Source organism: bacterium (genome assembly GCA_027622355.1).
Taxonomy (GTDB): Bacteria; UBA8248; UBA8248; order UBA8248; family UBA8248; genus JAQBZT01.
In genome coordinates this window covers 1-15,644 of the sequence record JAQBZT010000029.1, presented here as the reverse complement: position 1 = coordinate 15,644, position 15,644 = coordinate 1, and the positions used below count along the sequence as shown (strand labels likewise).

16 protein-coding genes and 1 pseudogene are annotated in these 15,644 nt (G+C 64.5%); 7 read left to right on the top strand and 10 right to left on the bottom strand.

What is annotated here, in order from left to right; genetic code table 11:
• From O2807_03215 to O2807_03200, 4 genes are all read left to right on the top strand, one after another.
• Window positions 1-402, top strand: a 402-nt coding sequence (locus tag O2807_03215; GenBank protein ID MDA0999514.1) for a uroporphyrinogen-III synthase, incomplete at its 5' end; no start/stop codon positions are given.
• Window positions 403-423: 21 nt separating this feature from the next.
• Window positions 424-1,281 carry a uroporphyrinogen-III C-methyltransferase gene (gene cobA / locus O2807_03210; GenBank protein MDA0999513.1) on the top strand — a complete coding sequence of 286 codons (858 nt, stop codon included), beginning with the start codon at window positions 424-426 and terminating at the stop codon, window positions 1,279-1,281.
• Window positions 1,282-1,297: 16 nt separating this feature from the next.
• On the top strand, window positions 1,298-3,106 hold the full coding sequence (locus O2807_03205; GenBank protein MDA0999512.1) for a nitrite/sulfite reductase: 1,809 nt from the start codon (window positions 1,298-1,300) through the stop codon (window positions 3,104-3,106).
• On the top strand, window positions 3,094-3,504 hold the full coding sequence (locus tag O2807_03200; protein MDA0999511.1) for a CbiX/SirB N-terminal domain-containing protein: 411 nt from the start codon (window positions 3,094-3,096) through the stop codon (window positions 3,502-3,504). Before O2807_03205 ends, O2807_03200 begins: the two co-directional genes overlap by 13 nt.
• Before the next feature lie 66 nt (window positions 3,505-3,570).
• On the opposite strand, the gene O2807_03195 is transcribed toward O2807_03200, so the two are convergent.
• The 7 genes from O2807_03195 to O2807_03165 all read right to left on the bottom strand — a co-directional run bounded on the left by O2807_03195 (window position 3,571) and on the right by O2807_03165 (window position 9,214).
• A complete protein-coding gene (locus O2807_03195) occupies window positions 3,571-4,314 on the bottom strand; it encodes a glucose 1-dehydrogenase (GenBank protein ID MDA0999510.1) in 744 nt (247 codons plus the stop codon).
• A gap of 38 nt (window positions 4,315-4,352) precedes the next feature.
• Window positions 4,353-5,477 carry a Gfo/Idh/MocA family oxidoreductase gene (locus tag O2807_03190; protein ID MDA0999509.1) on the bottom strand — a complete coding sequence of 375 codons (1,125 nt, stop codon included), beginning with the start codon at window positions 5,475-5,477 and terminating at the stop codon, window positions 4,353-4,355.
• Between the two features lie 43 nt (window positions 5,478-5,520).
• On the bottom strand, window positions 5,521-6,456 hold the full coding sequence (locus O2807_03185) for an acetamidase/formamidase family protein (protein ID MDA0999508.1): 936 nt from the start codon (window positions 6,454-6,456) through the stop codon (window positions 5,521-5,523).
• Window positions 6,457-6,486: 30 nt separating this feature from the next.
• Entirely contained in the window at window positions 6,487-7,407 is a 921-nt protein-coding gene (locus tag O2807_03180) for an acetamidase/formamidase family protein (protein MDA0999507.1), read from the bottom strand.
• Window positions 7,408-7,469: 62 nt separating this feature from the next.
• On the bottom strand, window positions 7,470-7,874 hold the full coding sequence (locus O2807_03175; GenBank protein ID MDA0999506.1) for a MaoC/PaaZ C-terminal domain-containing protein: 405 nt from the start codon (window positions 7,872-7,874) through the stop codon (window positions 7,470-7,472).
• Between the two features lie 9 nt (window positions 7,875-7,883).
• Entirely contained in the window at window positions 7,884-8,318 is a 435-nt protein-coding gene (locus tag O2807_03170; protein MDA0999505.1) for a MaoC family dehydratase N-terminal domain-containing protein, read from the bottom strand.
• Between the two features lie 128 nt (window positions 8,319-8,446).
• Complete coding sequence (locus O2807_03165) at window positions 8,447-9,214, bottom strand: Sir2 family NAD-dependent protein deacetylase (GenBank protein ID MDA0999504.1); 768 nt, start codon at window positions 9,212-9,214, stop codon at window positions 8,447-8,449.
• A 136-nt stretch (window positions 9,215-9,350) separates the two neighbouring features.
• On the opposite strand from O2807_03165, the gene O2807_03160 reads away from it, so the two are divergent.
• Window positions 9,351-10,148 carry a hypothetical protein gene (locus O2807_03160; GenBank protein ID MDA0999503.1) on the top strand — a complete coding sequence of 266 codons (798 nt, stop codon included), beginning with the start codon at window positions 9,351-9,353 and terminating at the stop codon, window positions 10,146-10,148.
• On the opposite strand, the gene ilvD is transcribed toward O2807_03160, so the two are convergent.
• Both ilvD and O2807_03150 read right to left on the bottom strand, forming a co-directional pair.
• Complete coding sequence (ilvD, locus tag O2807_03155; protein ID MDA0999502.1) at window positions 10,145-11,839, bottom strand: dihydroxy-acid dehydratase; 1,695 nt, start codon at window positions 11,837-11,839, stop codon at window positions 10,145-10,147. The genes O2807_03160 and ilvD overlap by 4 nt on opposite strands.
• Before the next feature lie 52 nt (window positions 11,840-11,891).
• Complete coding sequence (locus O2807_03150; GenBank protein MDA0999501.1) at window positions 11,892-12,734, bottom strand: transglutaminase-like domain-containing protein; 843 nt, start codon at window positions 12,732-12,734, stop codon at window positions 11,892-11,894.
• 151 nt (window positions 12,735-12,885) lie between these two features.
• Between O2807_03150 and O2807_03145 the strand changes: the two genes are divergently transcribed.
• Both O2807_03145 and O2807_03140 read left to right on the top strand, forming a co-directional pair.
• Window positions 12,886-14,508 carry a thiamine pyrophosphate-binding protein gene (locus tag O2807_03145; protein MDA0999500.1) on the top strand — a complete coding sequence of 541 codons (1,623 nt, stop codon included), beginning with the start codon at window positions 12,886-12,888 and terminating at the stop codon, window positions 14,506-14,508.
• A 150-nt stretch (window positions 14,509-14,658) separates the two neighbouring features.
• Window positions 14,659-14,847: pseudogene (locus O2807_03140) on the top strand (cold-shock protein).
• Between the two features lie 123 nt (window positions 14,848-14,970).
• Here O2807_03140 and O2807_03135 read toward each other — a convergent pair.
• Window positions 14,971-15,644 (bottom strand): FAD-dependent oxidoreductase (locus tag O2807_03135; protein MDA0999499.1); only part of this gene is annotated, 674 nt, incomplete at its 5' end.

The window sequence follows — 15,644 nt, the reverse complement described above, 5'->3', positions numbered from 1 at the left end:
GGCGAGATTCCGTCCGTACTGAAAGAAACCATCCTCCAAAAAGGCGGGCTGCTCCGCCACGGCACCCCATACGCCTTTCATCCGCCGGAAAACCCGGCAGCCGTGCCCGACCTTATTAAAAAACTGATCTCCGGCGAGATTGACATCATCCCCTTCACCAGCCCGCCGGCCGTTCACAACCTCCTCTCGGCGGCGGACGAGGAGGGAAAGGCAGATGCGCTGGCCCAGGCCCTGAACGAGAAGACCCTGACGGCATCCATTGGGCCCGTCACGACGGCGGCGCTGCGGGCCTATGGAATCGAGCCCGCCCTCGAGAGCAAGAGCCAGAAGATGGGCGGACTGATGCAGGACATCGCCCAGCGGGTCTCCGCCGGAAACGGCGCGGCCCGCACCGGGAACTAGGGACGGAGGCATAAGCAAAGCATGAGCGCGGAAACGCACGGAAACGGCCGGGTCTTCATCGTGGGTGCAGGTCCCGGCGACCCCGAACTGCTCACGCTTCGGGCGGCCCGTCTGCTCGAGGGCGCCGATGCCGTCGTTTACGACCGCCTGGTTTCCGAGCAGGTGCTCTCCCTCTGCCCGCCCCGCTGCCGCCGCATCTATGCCGGCAAGAGCGCCGGACGGCACACCCTGACGCAGGAGGAGATCAACCGCCTTCTGGTGGAATTCGCGCGCGAGGGCCTGCGGGTCGTCCGCCTGAAGGGGGGGGATCCCTTTGTCTTCGGCCGCGGCGGCGAGGAAGCGCTCGCTCTCGCCGAATCCGGCATCCCCTTCGAGATTATCCCCGGCGTCAGCTCGGCGGTGGCGGGACCGGCCTACGCCGGCATCCCCGTCACCCACAGGGGGCTGGCCGCCGCAGTCACCTTCGTGACCGCCCATGAGGACCCGGCGAAGCCGGACAGCCAGGTGGACTACGCCCATCTGGCGCAGACGCGCGGCACCCTCGTCTTTCTGATGGGCGCACGGTCTGTCGGCCGGATCGCCCATGCGCTCATCACGGGCGGGATGGCGCCTGCCACGCCGGTGGCCATCGTCGAAAACGCAACGACCGAAAGGCAGCGCACGATCCGCTGCTCGCTTGAAAGCGCACCCTTGTTCGCCGAACGGGAAGAAATCTCGCCGCCCGCCGTCATCGTGGTCGGAGAGGTGGCCGCCCTTTCGGACGAATTGGACTGGTTCCACCCGGAAGCCCGCAGGGAGATCCTCTGGGGGCATCCGGCTTCGCCCGAGTCGCTGGAAGAACAACTGAACTCCGCCGCGCCCAATGCGGCCCGGATTTAAGCACAGGAGAGAGACCATGAACCCGCAGTCGCACAAAACGCCCGGCACGACCGTTTCGCTACCGGTCATCCCCATCCTCCCCGAGGAATTTGATGACTTCGAAACCGAGGCCACCCGCTACAAGCGGGGAGAGATTGTGGACAAGGAATTCATCCCCTTCCGTCTGCGCCGCGGCGTCTACGGCCAGCGGCAGCAGGACGTCCACATGGTCCGTGTGAAAATTCCCTTCGGGGGACTCAATGCGGACCAGCTCGACGCCCTCGGGCGCATCGCGCGGGAATTCTCGCCCCTGCGGAAAGGGCACGTCACCACGCGCGAGAACGTGCAGTTCCACTTCATCCCGCTCGAACGCGCCACCGAGGCACTGCGCATCCTGGGGGATTCTGGCCTCACCACGCGGGAGGCCTGCGGAAACTGTGTCCGCAACGTCACCGGCTGCGCCTACGCGGGCGTCTGCCAGAACCAGCTTTTTGACGCCACCCCCTATGCGGGCGCCTTTGCGCGCTACTTCGTCCGCAAGCCCTTCACGCAGGACATGCCGCGGAAGTTCAAGGTGGCTTTCTCGAGCTGCGAGGACGATTGCGTCGTCGCCGGGATTCACGACATCGGCTTTCTTCCCGTCATCCGCGAGGTGGAGGGCAGAGAGGTCAAGGGCTTCAAGATGCTGGTCGGCGGCGGGCTGGCGACGTTCGCCCGGGTGGCGGAAACCCTTTATGAGTTCGTTCCCGTCTCGGACTTCCTCCGGGTGAGCGAGGCGCTCATCCGGGTGTTCAACGACTCGAAGGAGCTGCGAAAAACCCGGTTCAAGGCTCGGATCAAGTACCTGGTGAGCTGGATCGGCATCGACGGCCTCCGCGAGCGGGTGGAGGAGGAACTCAAGCAGGATTGGGCGAAAGAGCCGATCGACCTCGCCTCCTACCTGTGGGAGGACGACGAGGAGGCAAACGCCTTCTACCCGGACGCCGGCACGAACGGTACGAACGGCACGGCGCTGGAGCTGAACGGCGACTCGGCGGCCTTCTCCGCCTGGCGCACCGCGAACGCGACCGCCCAGCGGCAGGAAGGCTACTACGCCGTCGAGGTGAAGCTGCCCCTCGGCGACATCAGCGCCGAGCAGTTCCCCATCCTGGCCAATCTCACCCGCCGGTTCGCGAGAGGGCGCGCCCGCGCGAGCTTTGAGCAGAACATCATCCTCCGCTGGGTGCGCGAGGCGGACCTTCCGCGCCTCTGGAGGGAGCTCGACAAGGCGGGGCTGGCCGCGGCCGGCGCCCGCGAGATCAGCGACATCGTCTCCTGCCCGGGAACGGACTCCTGCAAGCTCGGCATCACCTCCTCCATGGGGCTGGGGAGGGCCCTGGGCGAGACCATCGAGGAGATGAACATCGAGGACCCGCTCGTGCGGGAGATTCACATCAAGATGAGCGGCTGCCCCAACTCCTGCGGACAGCACCACATCGCCAACATCGGCTTCCACGGCGGGACGCTCAAGGCGGACGGCAAGCAGATACCCGCCTACGAGCTCTTCCTCGGGGGATGCTACGAGAATACCGGCGGCAACACGCGCATCGGCGACCGGACCCAGCTCCGCATCCCGGCAAAGAAGGCCCCCGAGGCGCTGAGGCGCATTCTCACCTTCTACGCGGAGAAGCATTCGGTGGAAGAGCGCTTCAATGAGTTTTACGACCGCGTCGGCCCCGAAGCGTTCGAGACGCTGCTCGCGGACCTGCACCGTCCCGGACAGTTCAACGATGAGGACATGTTCTACGACTGGGACCGCAAGACGGTCTACAAGCTTGAACGGGGAGAAGGCGAGTGCATGGTCTAAACGGAAAGGCGGCCGAAGAAACCGCCGTCCTGATCCTCGGCCACGGCAGCCGGGCCGAGGAAGCGAACGAAGGGATGTACGAGGTCGTGGAGCGGCTTCGGGCCGCGTATCCCGGCTGGATGATCGAAGCGGCCTTTCTCGAGATCAACGCCCCTTCGATCCCCGAGGGCATCGACATTTGCGCCGCGGCGGGAGCGCAGCAGATCGTTCTGCTGCCCTACTTTCTCCATCTGGGAAACCATGTACTGAAGGACATGCCGCGCTTCGTCGAAGAAGGCCGCCAGCGCCACCCCGGTCGGGAGATCGTCCTCGGCCCGCACCTGGGATTTCACGAAAAACTTGTGGAGATCGTCGAGGAGCGCCTGGGTGAGGCCATTGCCGCGGGCATGAACGCCTAAAGGAACATCATTCCGGATTCCGGGGGCCTTGGGATGCCCTTCGCCGACTCGTCCAAGCCGGTATTTCTATATCCCGAGGCCTCCGTCAATCCGGAGCACAACGCCGGTCACGTAGCTGGCCTCGTCCGAGGCGAGAAAGACAAACCCTGCCGCCATCTCCTCGGGCTCTCCCCATCTCCCCAGACAGATGCGCTCCATGTACTTCGACTCGAACCGCTCGTCCGTCCGTATCGTCTCGGTCATGGGGGTGATCGCCGCCGGGGAGATGCAGTTCACCGTAATGGCGTAGCGGCCCAGCTCCCGGGCGGCGCTCTTGGTCGCGCCCACGATGCCCATCTTCGCGGCCGAGTAGTTGATCTGCCCGATGGTGCCCCGCAGGCCCGCGCCGGAAGTCACGTTGATGATCCGGCCCGACTTGCGCTCGATCATCCGCTTCGAGGCCGCGTGGATGCCCACCCAGGTGCCCTTCAGGTGGACCGCGATCACCTCGTCGAACTGCTGCTCCGTCATCTTGTGGACCATGGCGGCCCGCACGATGCCCGCGTTGTTCACCATGATGTCCACCGGCCCAAAATGCTGCTCGCAGGCGTCGAGGGCGGCCTCCACATCGGAGAGCCGGCTCACATCGGCCCGGAAGAAAAACGCCTCGCCGCCCGCATCGCGGACGCGCTTCGCGGTCTCCTCGCCTCCTTCCTCGTTGAGGTCCACCGCAATCACGCGCCCGCCCTCGCGGGCGAACGCCTCCACCACGGCCCTTCCGATTCCCTGGGCCGAGCCCGTCACAACGGCTGACTTTCCTTTCAATCGCATGAGGGTGTTTCTCCTTTGCGCAGTGGAATCATCCGGCGCTAGAGTTCTGCCTCCAGCTCTTCCGGATCGACCGGCAGAGCAACGGGCTTTTTCCGCTTGGCGGAGAGGTCCATCGCCATCGTCATCAGGAGGTTGCGGTGGCCGTCGGCCGCCGTCGCGTGTGGCGTTTCGAGGCCGGTGTAGATGCGGTTGAACCAGGCGTTCGTCTCCTCCCGCATCGGACCCCAGAGCTGCCCGAAGGCGATGTCGCCGGGCGGGTAGCTGGTCAGAAAGTCCACGTTCCGCTTCACGTCGGGGGTGTAGCCCGCCGGCTGGGGCTTTTCGGTCGCAAGCACCAGATCGCGGTGGGTATCGTCGATCGTGATCACCCCTTCGGTGCCGACGATGCCGATCTCGAGGCCGTAGACCGAGCCCGGCCAGACCACCGGCAGCGCCCAGCTGATGGACATGCTCCAGATGGTGTCGTCATCGAAGGTGAAGATGCCCAGATTGGCGTCCTTCGTGCCGTAGGAGGCGCCGAGGGCCTTGTCCACGGAGCGGGCGTAGACCTCGACCGGGGTTTTCCCTTCGAGAAACCACATGGAGGCGTCCAGGCTGTGGGTGCCGGAGACCACCATCGGGGTCAGGCGGTGGCGATATTCGGTCTTGGCGACCGTGGCGATGGGCACCAGCCGGTTCATGAACGCCCGGGTGGTCACGGTGGTCACCTCGCCGAGCTCCCCGTTGCGCACCTTTTCCTTCACCACGAGAAACCGGCGGCGGAACCTCTGGGTGTAGCCCACCACGGCGTCCACCCCCGCGTCCTCGATGGCCTTGAGAACCTGGGCGGATTCGACCGCGTTCGTCGCCAGCGGCTTTTCGATGAAGAGCGGATAGCCCTTCTCCACCGCCGCCATGATGGGGCCGACGTGTGCGCTCTCCTCGGTCGCCACGATCACCGCGTTGACCTCGGAGCGGTTGATCAGCTCCTTGTAGTCGGTGGTGAAAAAATCCGCCTCGCAGTCCGCCGCAAGCTTTTTCCCTAGATCTTCCTTGATGTCGCAGAGCCCCAGCCACTCGAACCCGGGATAGTCGCGGGCGAACTCTCCGCGAATTCTTCCGATGGTCCCGCAGCCGATGATGGCCAGGCCGATGGGTTCTCTTTTCCCTCTCGCTGCGCTCACCTTCTCCCCTTCTCTCCGGCAGAAAAAATTTTTGAGAAAATTCTCAGACAAAAACCACTTTCGGGATCATGGCGTGGGCGCCCTTGATGCCGTTCACGATCTGGGTCACGCGCAGATCGACCGCCAGGCTGCAAAGCGAGTAGGCGTCTTCCCGGCTCAGCCCCTTCTCTTCATGGATGAACTTGATCGCCTCGCGGAGCGCCATCTTCACGGCGCTGTCGAGGACGGGGTCGAAGCCCATCGTGATGTAGTGGGTGTCCGTCTCGGCACGCGGCACCTCGATTCGCATGTCTTTCCGCAAGACGATCTCGAAGGTGCCGATCAGCGCCGTCTCGAGGGCGGAGACGCAGGCTTCTCCGTCCCCCTGGCAGCCGTGCCCATCCCCGGCGGAGAACTGCGCGCCGGCGTTGTGGACGGGCAAATAGACCGTCGATCCGGCAATCAGTTCTTTGTTGTCCAGGTTGCCGCCCCAGATGCCGGGCGGAATGCTCGGCAGCTCGCCCATCGCGGGCGGCGGCGCGACGCCCAGGTGCCCGAAGAACGGCCGGAGCGGCACCTTCACCCCCGCGCCCCAGTCGCCCACCCCGGCTTTCTTGTCCACGTTCACGATGACGGTCCGGCTGTAGGGGAAATCCTCCGGCACCCCGCCCTTCAGCGGATTGAAGGAGTTGTAGCCCCAGTCGTAGCGCGGCTCGACCTCCTTGATCCGCACCTCGAGCACATCGCCCGGCATGGCGCCCTTGACGGCAATCGGCCCGACAAGGATGTGCCCGCCGCCGCCCCGGCGGCAGTTCTCGAAGATGTCGCTCAGCGCCTGCGAGACGCGGTGGCCGTAAGTTTCCCGGGCCTCCGCCCACCCCGACTCGATGTGGAACCGCACCGTGTCGCCCGACTCGATTTCCAGGATCGGCGGGATTTTTGCGTCGTAATAGCCCCAGTGAACCGTATCCTTCGAGGCAATCAATTCATGGTGCGCCATGGGTGGACTCCTTCCACACAGGAAATATTTCTAGCCGAGAATCGCTTTCGGCAGCATGGCGTGAACCCCCTTCACCTGGTTCACGATCTGGGAGATGCGCAGATCCACCGCAAGGCTGCAGAGAATATAAGCGTCATCCCGGCTCATTCCCTTGATTTCTCCAAGAAAATCAATAGTTTGCCGGAGAGCTATCTTGGCCGCGTTGTCCAGGATAGGGTCGAACCCCATCAGAATGTGATGGGTCGGCGACTCGGCCCGCGGGGATTTCAGCTTCATGTCCTTTCGCACGATGAGCTCGAAGGTGCCCTTCAGCCCCATCTCGATGCCGTTGATGTTCGCCTCACCGTCTCCCTGGCAGCCGTGGCCGTCGCCCGCCGAGAAGAGCGCCCCCTTGTTGAAGACGGGGAAGTAGACCGTCGTGCCCGCCGTCAGTTCCTTGATGTCCATGTTCGCTCCCCACTCACCGGGCGGGATGGTGGCGATGCGGCCCATCCCCGGCGGGGGCGCCACGCCGAAGTTGCCGAAAAAGGGCGCGAGCGGAACCTGCACCCCGGCGCCCCAGTCGCCGACGCGCTTGTCGAGATCGACGTTCACCACCACCACGCGCGAGTAGGGAAAATCCTCGGGCAGCCCGCCCGCCAGCGGCAGGAAACCGTTGTAGCCCCAGTCGTAGCGCGGCTCGATCTCCTTGATCCGCACCTCGAGCACATCGCCCGGCTCGGCGCCCTCCACATAGACCGGACCCGTCATGATGTGCGCACCGGGGCCCTTCTCCGCATTCGCCAGAATATCCCGCAGCTCGGGCGAGACGCGATCGCCGAGCTCATCGAGGATGTCCGCCCTCCCGGATTCAGAATGAAGAACCAGGGTGTCCCCCGAGGCTACCCGCAGGACTGGCTCCTGCGAAGCATCGTAGTAGCCCCAGTGCACCGTATCCCTCGTTGTGTTCAACTCATGTGTCGCCAATGTTCTCCCCTTTATCCGATAAGGAAAAAATTAAAAAGTATTATCTATCAATCAGTTAGCCAGGCTTCCGCCGTCCCCTTGGTGACCGGCGCCCCTTCCTGGTTCACGGCCTCGAGGGCGCAGACGGCGAGCCGCCTTCCCCCCTGCTCGCGCACCTCGGTCACCTCGCCCCGGCAAGTGATCACATCGCCGAGACGTACCATGCCGCGGAAGTTCACCTCCAACTTCCGGATGCTGCCCGCGCCGAAGGCCGACTCGGCGGCCTGGCCCAGAAACGCCATCGAGAGCATCCCGTGGGCGATGACCTGATCGAGTCCCCTCTCCTGCGCCACCGAGTCGTCAAAGTGCAGCGGATTGAAATCTCCGCTCGCGCCGGCGTACTTGACCAGCTGTACCCTGCCGATCGGATCCTTCACGAGATCAGGGAGCGCATCTCCGGCTGCGTAACTCAAACTTTCCTCCTACTTGTTGAAGCGGCGGAGACTGACCCACTGTCCCCCGCCGATCTTTTCCCCGCTGCGGGCGTCGCGAATGTCATACTCACGCTCGAGGAAAACGAGATCGCCCGAGCTGCCGCCTTTCTCGTAGACACGCTTCACGGTGAAGGACACGTCCAGCTCATCGCCCGCCCGGAGGGGGCGCTCGAACTCATAGCACTGAGAGGCATGAAGCCCCACGTCGCCAAAACCTTCGGGCACATCCGGATACGGGTCCTCGGAGCGAAAGGTGGTGGGAAACGTCGGCGGCGCTACCGGGTTCTCGCCCCGGTAGGCGGGATTCGGATCGCCGATGGCGTCGGCGAATTTCCGGATGGCGCCCGCCTCCACGCGGACCCGGAACGGCCCGTGGGTTTTTCCCTCAAGCGCCGCCACCTCGGGCGTAATGCGGCTGCCCATTCGCTTCCCCTTCGTCTGATTTGTCGCGAGTACCCTTTCAGGAGAGGTCACAAGCTACCACAGGAGAGGGCGGCGCAACCAGCGCGAGAGCGGGCCGGAGGAGGCCTTCCACAGGCGGGGGGGAGGCCCTACGCCAGGGCACCCGCAACCAGATCGGGCAGAATTTCGCCCGATTTACCGCGAAGAACCGCGCCGGCCCGGGCATCGAGCCGGGTCGGGCTCTCGTTGACGATGATGAGCCGCGCTCCCCGCTGGAGCGCCCGCTCGGGGAGGGCCGCCGCCGGGCGCACCTTGAGGGAGGAGCCCACGACGAGAAACACTTCGGCCGCCTCGGCCCCGGCCACGGAGCGGCTCAGGCGATCCGCTGCGATCCCCTCGCCGAAAAATACCGCATCCGGCTTCAGTAGCCCGCCGCACCCATCGCACAGCGGGATGATTTCTCCCGCCTCGACGCGCGCCTGCACCGCCTCGCGCGGCACCCGCTCCCCGCAGCCGAGACAGATGCACACATGGCTCGTCCCGTGAAGCTCCACCACCCGCTCCAGGCGATGTCCCGCCTTCTGGTGCAGGCCGTCGGTGTTCTGGGTAATGAGAAGGGAGAGTTCGCCCTCGCGTGCAAGACGGGCAAGCGCCCCGTGCCCCGCCGAGGGGGCGGCGTTTTTCACGTGCGGATACCCCTCGCGCGCCATCTTCCAGTAGCGCGCGCGCACTTCCTCGGATCCGCTCCATCTGCGGATGTCGAAGTCACGGGGGTCGAACCGCTCCCAGATGCCGCCCCGCGATCGGAAATCCGGTATCCCGCTCTCGGTGCTGATCCCGGCGCCGGTCAGGCAAACCGTCATCCGCGAGGCGCGGAGCCATTCCGCCGCCTGCTCTAATGTTTCCTGATTTTCCATGCCCTATCCGAAAAAATATGCTCCGGCAAAAAAGAGGGTGCGCGCCGGGCCGCGCAACGCCCGGCAGGTTGATGATATGGTACCCGTGAAAATGGAGGATTCAACCCTACCGCCTCTAACGAGGGAGCTCCGCCTCGTGTCCCGCTGGGCCATTACTCTTGTTCTCCTCACAGCCGGATGCGCCGGAGGATTTTCGCTCAGAGGCCCGCACCCGGATGCCGTCGCCATACTCCGCGAATCCATCCACAAGGAATTCGACCGCCTCGTCAAGGATTTCGACGCCGAGGACGGCAAGGGAAATATTGAACTTTGCGCGCCGACCCCCTTCGCCATCGCCCGCTTCGCCACGTACCAGACTCTCCAGGAGAAAGATACGCCCGATCTGGCCCAGCTGACGCGCTTCATCACCCGCGCAAGGCGCGCGCTGAAGGCGGCCCAGACCCAGCGGCAAAACAACCAGTGCGTGGACAGCGACGGGGACGGGCTGACCGATCTCGCCGAGGTGAGAATCCACAACACGAACCCGCAAAAAGCGGACACCGACGGGGACGGGCTGACGGACGGCGAGGAGGTCCTGCGCTACCGCACCAACCCCCTGAAGTACGACGGGGACGGTGATCTGCTCAGAGACGGGGAAGAGGTGAAGTTCCTGCGGACGGACCCGCACAACCCGGACACCGACGGCGACGGCTACACGGACGGCATCGAGGTCGCCCTCGGCTCGGACCCGCTGGATCCGTGCTCGTTCCCTCCCAAGGGAGAGCGGCGGCCCGGCCCCTGGCGCAAGTGCACGACGGGACATCGCCCGCCCCGGTCGGGAAAAGTGATTCCCGATGTATTCCGAAGGGAAATCCTTATCCGGGGGCGCATTGCGCCGCCCGGCCTGAAAATGCCGCATGAGGGAAAGAGCGGCGGAGCCCCCCCGCCCCCCTAGAACTCGTCCGTCACGCAGCCCTCCGAGGCCGAGGAGACGCACTTCGCATACTTGAGGAGCGTGCCCCTCTTGGCCCGAAGCGGCGGCGGCGTCCAGCTCTTTCTTCTCGCTTCGATCTCGGCGTCGGACAAATCGGTCTCAAGCACGCGCTTCACCGCATCGATGGTGATGCGATCTCCGTCCTTCAGGAACGCGATCAGGCCGCCGGTCTGTGCCTCAGGGGTGACGTGGCCCACGACAAAGCCGTGGGTTCCTCCGGAGAAGCGCCCGTCGGTGATCAACGCCACATCTTTTCCGAGACCCATGCCCATGATGGCCGAGGTGACGGTGAGCAGCTCCCGCATCCCGGGTCCGCCCTTGGGGCCCTCGTAGCGGATGACGATCACGTCCCCCTTACGGATCTCGCCGCGCTCAAGGCCCTTCAGGGTCTCCTCCTCGGTGTCGTACACCCGGGCGGGGCCCTCGAAGCGCATGCCTTCTTTTCCGGTGATCTTGGCCACCGCGCCCTCGGGAGAGAGGTTCCCGTAGAGAATTTGAAGGTGCCCTGTCTTTTTGATCGGGTCCGATACCGGGACGATGACCTTCTGCCCCGCCTTCAGGCCGGGGATGCCCTCCAGGTTCTCGGCCAGCGTCTTTCCGGTCACAGTCAGGCAATCCCCGTGGAGCAAACCCGCCTCGAGCAGCATCTTCTGCACCCCCGGCACGCCGCCCGCATTGTGAAGGTCCTCCATCACAAACTGCCCGCTCGGCTTCAGGTCGGCGATGTAGGGGGTGCGATCGCTGATCCGCTGAAAATCATCGAGCCGGATGTCCACCTCAACGGCCTTGGCGATGGCGATGTAGTGCATGACGGCGTTGGTGGAGCCCCCCAGCGCCATGACGATGGTGATGGCGTTCTCGAAGGCTTCCTTCGTCATGATGTCCGAGGGCTTGATATCGTTTTCGAGCAGGTTGTAGATCGCCTTGCCCACGCTGAGGCACTCCTCGCGCTTCTCCCGGCTCGTCGCCGGGTTCGATGAACTGTAGGGAAGGCTCATCCCCAGCGTCTCGATGGAGGAGGACATGGTGTTGGCGGTGTACATGCCGCCGCACGCCCCCGCCCCCGGACAGGCGTGGCGGATGATGCTCTGAAGCTTCTCCTCGCCGATCTTGTCGCTGAAGAACTCGCCATACGCCTGGAAGGCCGAGACGACATCGATCTTGTCGCCGTTGAGAAAGCCGGGGCTGATGGTACCCCCGTAGACCATCAGGCTCGGGCGGTTCAGACGGGCCATGGCGATGAGGGAGCCCGGCATGTTCTTGTCGCAGCCGGGGATGGTGACCAGCGCGTCGTACCACTGGGCCTGGACGACGGTTTCGATCGAATCGGCGATGATCTCGCGGGACTGGAGGGAGTACTTCATCCCCTCGGTGCCCATCGAAATCCCGTCGCTCACCCCGATGGTATTGAAGATCAGGCCCACCATGTTCTTGTCGGCGTTCACGCTCTCCTTGACGAGCTTGGCCAGATCGTTCAGGTGGAAGTTGCAGGAGTTCCCCTCCCACCACATGCTCGCGATCCCCACCTGGGGGTTTTTCATGTCCTGCTCGTCGAGCCCGGCCCCGTACAGCATGGCCTGGGAGGCAGCCTGGGAGGGCGGCTCCGTCACCCGCCGGCTGAATTTATTGAGATTCACCTTCTGCTCCGCCATCCCGCCTACCTCCTGGAAAGAATCGTGCCCGGAAATATTCACATTCGCCGGATCACCCGGCGTGTATCACTTCGCGGTAGCGGGCCAGCTGCCGCGCCCGCATTTCGTCCCCCTCGCGCTGAAAGATGCCGATCAGGTTGTTCAGCATCCGCTCGACGATCAGCCGCGCCGGGGTTTCACTCAAAAACCGGGTATCAAAATGATAGCCCAGAGCGCGGACCGTCGCCGCGCAGTCGGCCACTGTCATGACGCGGCCCCGCTCGTAGGGGTTGAGAAAGATCGGACCATCCGGCGCATCGTATTTGACGACGAAATGCCCCGGCATGCCCACCCCCTGGATCGGAAGATCCAGCCGGCGGCCCATCAGGATGTAGATGGCCGAGAGGGTGATGGGAATGCCGCGGCGGCGCTCGATGACGCTGTGAAGATAGCTGTTTTCCGGGTTGTAGTAGTTCTCCCGGTCGCCGTCGAGGCCGAGTTCCCGGTGGAGATAGTCCGCCAGCTTCCCGAGCTTCTCCTCGGGGGATGACACGCTCCGCACCGCTCCCTCGATGGCCTGCGCCATCGTATCGAGGGCGAAGGAGCAGCGCCGCACCTCCTGGAGAGGCGCGCCGAAGGAGGCGATCAGCAGCGCGCCCTCCTCGAGGTCGAGCGATTCACTCTCCCCGCCGCCCCATTCGGTGAATCGCCGCTCCAGCTCCATGAAATGGAGCAGGAGCAGCGAGCGCGGGAGAAAATAGGGCGTCTTTCCTCCCCTCCGAAGACGCTCGAGAACGCGCCACCGATCGGTGTCGGAAAAAGAGGAAACCTGATTCTCCAGCGCCTCTGCCACGTCCGGGGATTCTTCGTCGAGGAGGGTGCAGAAGGCCTCAATCTGGGAATCGTTGAGCTCCACCTCTTCCTCCTTCTCCGGCATGAGCGCGGAAAATCGCCGAGCGAACCAGCAGGATACCGAAGGTCCTATGTTAGAATCACTCTCCAAATTGCTCAATCGCCCCGGCCGTCCATCTCCCGCTTCGGCAGATGCCGATGGAAAGGTGACCAATATGCCCACTTACGCCGATGTGGTGGCCGCCGCGCTCGCGGACGCTGAAATCGAGTACATTTTCGGGGTGCCCGGAAGCCTGAGCTCGGTGGAACTCATCGAGGCCGCCGCCCGGCGGGGAATCCGCTACATCCTCTGCAGCAACGAGTCCAGCGCGGCCGTGATGGCGGGCACCTACGGAATTCTGCGGAATCGCCCCGGCGTCTGCAGCACAGGGGTCGGCCCCGGTGCCGTGGCGGCCGTCCACGGCACCGCGCACAACTGGCTCGAACGCGCACCGAGCCTGATTCTCACCGACCGCTATTCCGACCGCCAGTTTGAGAAACACCTGCGGCAGCGCCTGGACCAGGATCAGCTCTACCGCCCGGTCACGAAGGGAACCTTCCGTCTCTCGGCCGGATCGGCCGCCACCACGATGCGCCGCGCCATCTCGCTGGCGATGAAGGGGCGGCCCGGCCCCGTACACATCGACCTGCCCTACGATGTGATGTGCGCCGATGCCCCGGAGGAGAGCTTCCCGCCCGAGGGAAAACCCCTGCGCTACCTCGCCCGCACCGGAAGCGATCATCCCGGCCTGATGGCCGCCGCGGATGCGATCGCCCGCGCCGAGCGGCCCGCCGTCATCGTCGGCCTTCAGGTGAACCGGGCGGGGGATACGGCCGAGCGGGCCTTCCTGGCCTTCGCCGAGCGCTTGGGGGTGCCCGTTTTCGCCTCCCTCGCCGCCAAGGGAACAATTCCGGAAAACCATCCGCTGGCGATGGGCACCTTCCGTGGCGCGGAATCGGAAAAGGAGATACTGGAAAAAGCCGATCTGCTGGTGGTCGTCGGCTTCGACATCGTCGAGCTTTTCAAACCGGACTGGAACTACCCCCAGCGGGTCGTCCTCATTGACGAGGTGCCGCACAAAGACGATGTCATCCGCCCCGAGGTGGAGGTGGTGGCCGATTTGGCGGACAGTCTTTCGGCGCTGGCCGACGCGGTTTCTCCCTCTGCGGGGTGGAGCGGCGAGGACATGGAATCCTACCGCAACATGCGGCGGCGCGGCCTGTATCCCGGCGGGGAGGGCCTGATGCCGGGGGCGGTGATCCGCATCGCGCGGGAGCATCTCCCCGATGCGGGCATCATGACGGCGGATGCGGGAAGCCATAAGGTGCTGGCGAGCGACTTGTGGGAAACGCGCCGCCCGCGGGGGTATCTGACCTCAAGCGGCCTCGGTTCGATGGCGGTCGCGCTCCCGGCCGCATTGGCCGCCAAACTGGTCGAGCCCGCCGCCCCGGTGTTGTGCCTGACGGGGGGCGGGGGCTTTCTCATGCGGATCGGCGATCTGGAGGTGGCGGCCCGCGAGAACCTTCCGATCGTGGTGGTGATCTTCAACGACGGCTTTCTCAACCTCATCAAGATCAAACAGGACACGCGGAACTTCCAGCGGCGCGGCACCCGTTTCAACGACACGGACTATGTTTCGGTGGCGAAGGGACTCGGGTTCGAGGGAGCGCGGGCCGACTCCGAGGCGGCGCTCGCCGGGGCGCTCGCTGCGGCATTTAACTCCGGAAAACCTTGGCTTATCGACGCCCGCATTAATCCAGACGGCTACCTCGCCGCTGGGGACGTCCGGGCGGACTAGAGACCCAAAACTAAAGACTTGACATTAAACGCTTAATCCTGACAATTTTATTGAATCCCTTATTTGGGCTATACTTATGCTCATCCATATATAGCGGGCCCGGCTCTCGGCGGGCGGTTGTTCAGTTGCATTTTGCGTGGAGGTGGGGGCGTGCCGACCGGAACTGTGAAGTGGTTCAGTGATGCCAAAGGCTACGGGTTTATCGAGCAGGAGGACGGCGGAGATATCTTCGTGCATTTCTCGGCCATCCAGCAGGAAGGCTTCAAGTCACTGAAAGAGGGTGAACGCGTGATTTTTGAAGTCGTTCAGGGCCCGAAGGGTCTGCAGGCGGACAAGGTGATGAAAGCCGGCGGCGCCAGCGAAGCCGAAGTTCCTGCAAGCGAGGCCCCTGCGGACGAGGCCGAAGCCCCTGCGGGTGAGGCCGAGAGCGCAAGCGAAGAAGCGTAGAAAAAAGGTCCCGTTTTAGGCATTTTCCGCTACGGAAAGAACCTCTCGGGCTGCGGAAAAGCCGCTTCGGACCGCCCCTTCCACGGTGGCGGGCAAGCCTGTCGCCGTCCAATCTCCTGCGAGATAAAGGTTTTCGATAGGGGTGGCCGTGCCGGGCCGCCATCTTTGCTCATCCACGCTGTTCGCCCATGTCGCACGCCTTTCGCGAACGATCCGGATTTCCCGAATTCCGTTGCCCGGAAAAAAGCGCGCCGCCGTTTCGCGGGCGGAGACCTCCAACTCGCCGCGAGTGGCCGCCGCGATAGAATCCCCCCCCTCCGCCAGAAGGGCGATGAAGCCACCATCTCGCTCCGCGCCCGCCCGCGGTCGGAAGAGCCACTCCCAGGGCGCATCCAGAAGCGCCTCGAAAACCTCTCCCGGCACCGCCTCCGCCAGCCGGATGTAGGCCGTGGCAATGGGGGCGGCCTCCAGCCGGGAGAGCCCGGCCCAGGGCGGCAGATGGCGGATGTCCGCCGGAATTATGCTGTAGAGCCGGTGAGGAGGCAGGGCGGATACCACCGCCTCCGCCTTCAGGCACTCCCCATCCGAAAGACGGACGCCCACAACTTCCCTGTTCTCGATGAGAATCTCCCGCACGGCGACTCCGGTGCGGACCTCACCGCCCAGCGCGCGGATCGGTTCCGCCGCCC

Coding starts and splice junctions, on each gene's coding strand:
- ilvD (MDA0999502.1), bottom strand. CDS start 11,839: ATGGCGGAGCAGAAGGTGAATCTCAATAAATTCAGCCGGCGGGTGACG.
- O2807_03145 (MDA0999500.1), top strand. CDS start 12,886: ATGCCCACTTACGCCGATGTGGTGGCCGCCGCGCTCGCGGACGCTGAA.
- O2807_03165 (MDA0999504.1), bottom strand. CDS start 9,214: ATGGAAAATCAGGAAACATTAGAGCAGGCGGCGGAATGGCTCCGCGCC.
- O2807_03185 (MDA0999508.1), bottom strand. CDS start 6,456: ATGGCGCACCATGAATTGATTGCCTCGAAGGATACGGTTCACTGGGGC.
- cobA (MDA0999513.1), top strand. CDS start 424: ATGAGCGCGGAAACGCACGGAAACGGCCGGGTCTTCATCGTGGGTGCA.
- O2807_03170 (MDA0999505.1), bottom strand. CDS start 8,318: ATGGGCAGCCGCATTACGCCCGAGGTGGCGGCGCTTGAGGGAAAAACC.
- O2807_03195 (MDA0999510.1), bottom strand. CDS start 4,314: ATGCGATTGAAAGGAAAGTCAGCCGTTGTGACGGGCTCGGCCCAGGGA.
- O2807_03205 (MDA0999512.1), top strand. CDS start 1,298: ATGAACCCGCAGTCGCACAAAACGCCCGGCACGACCGTTTCGCTACCG.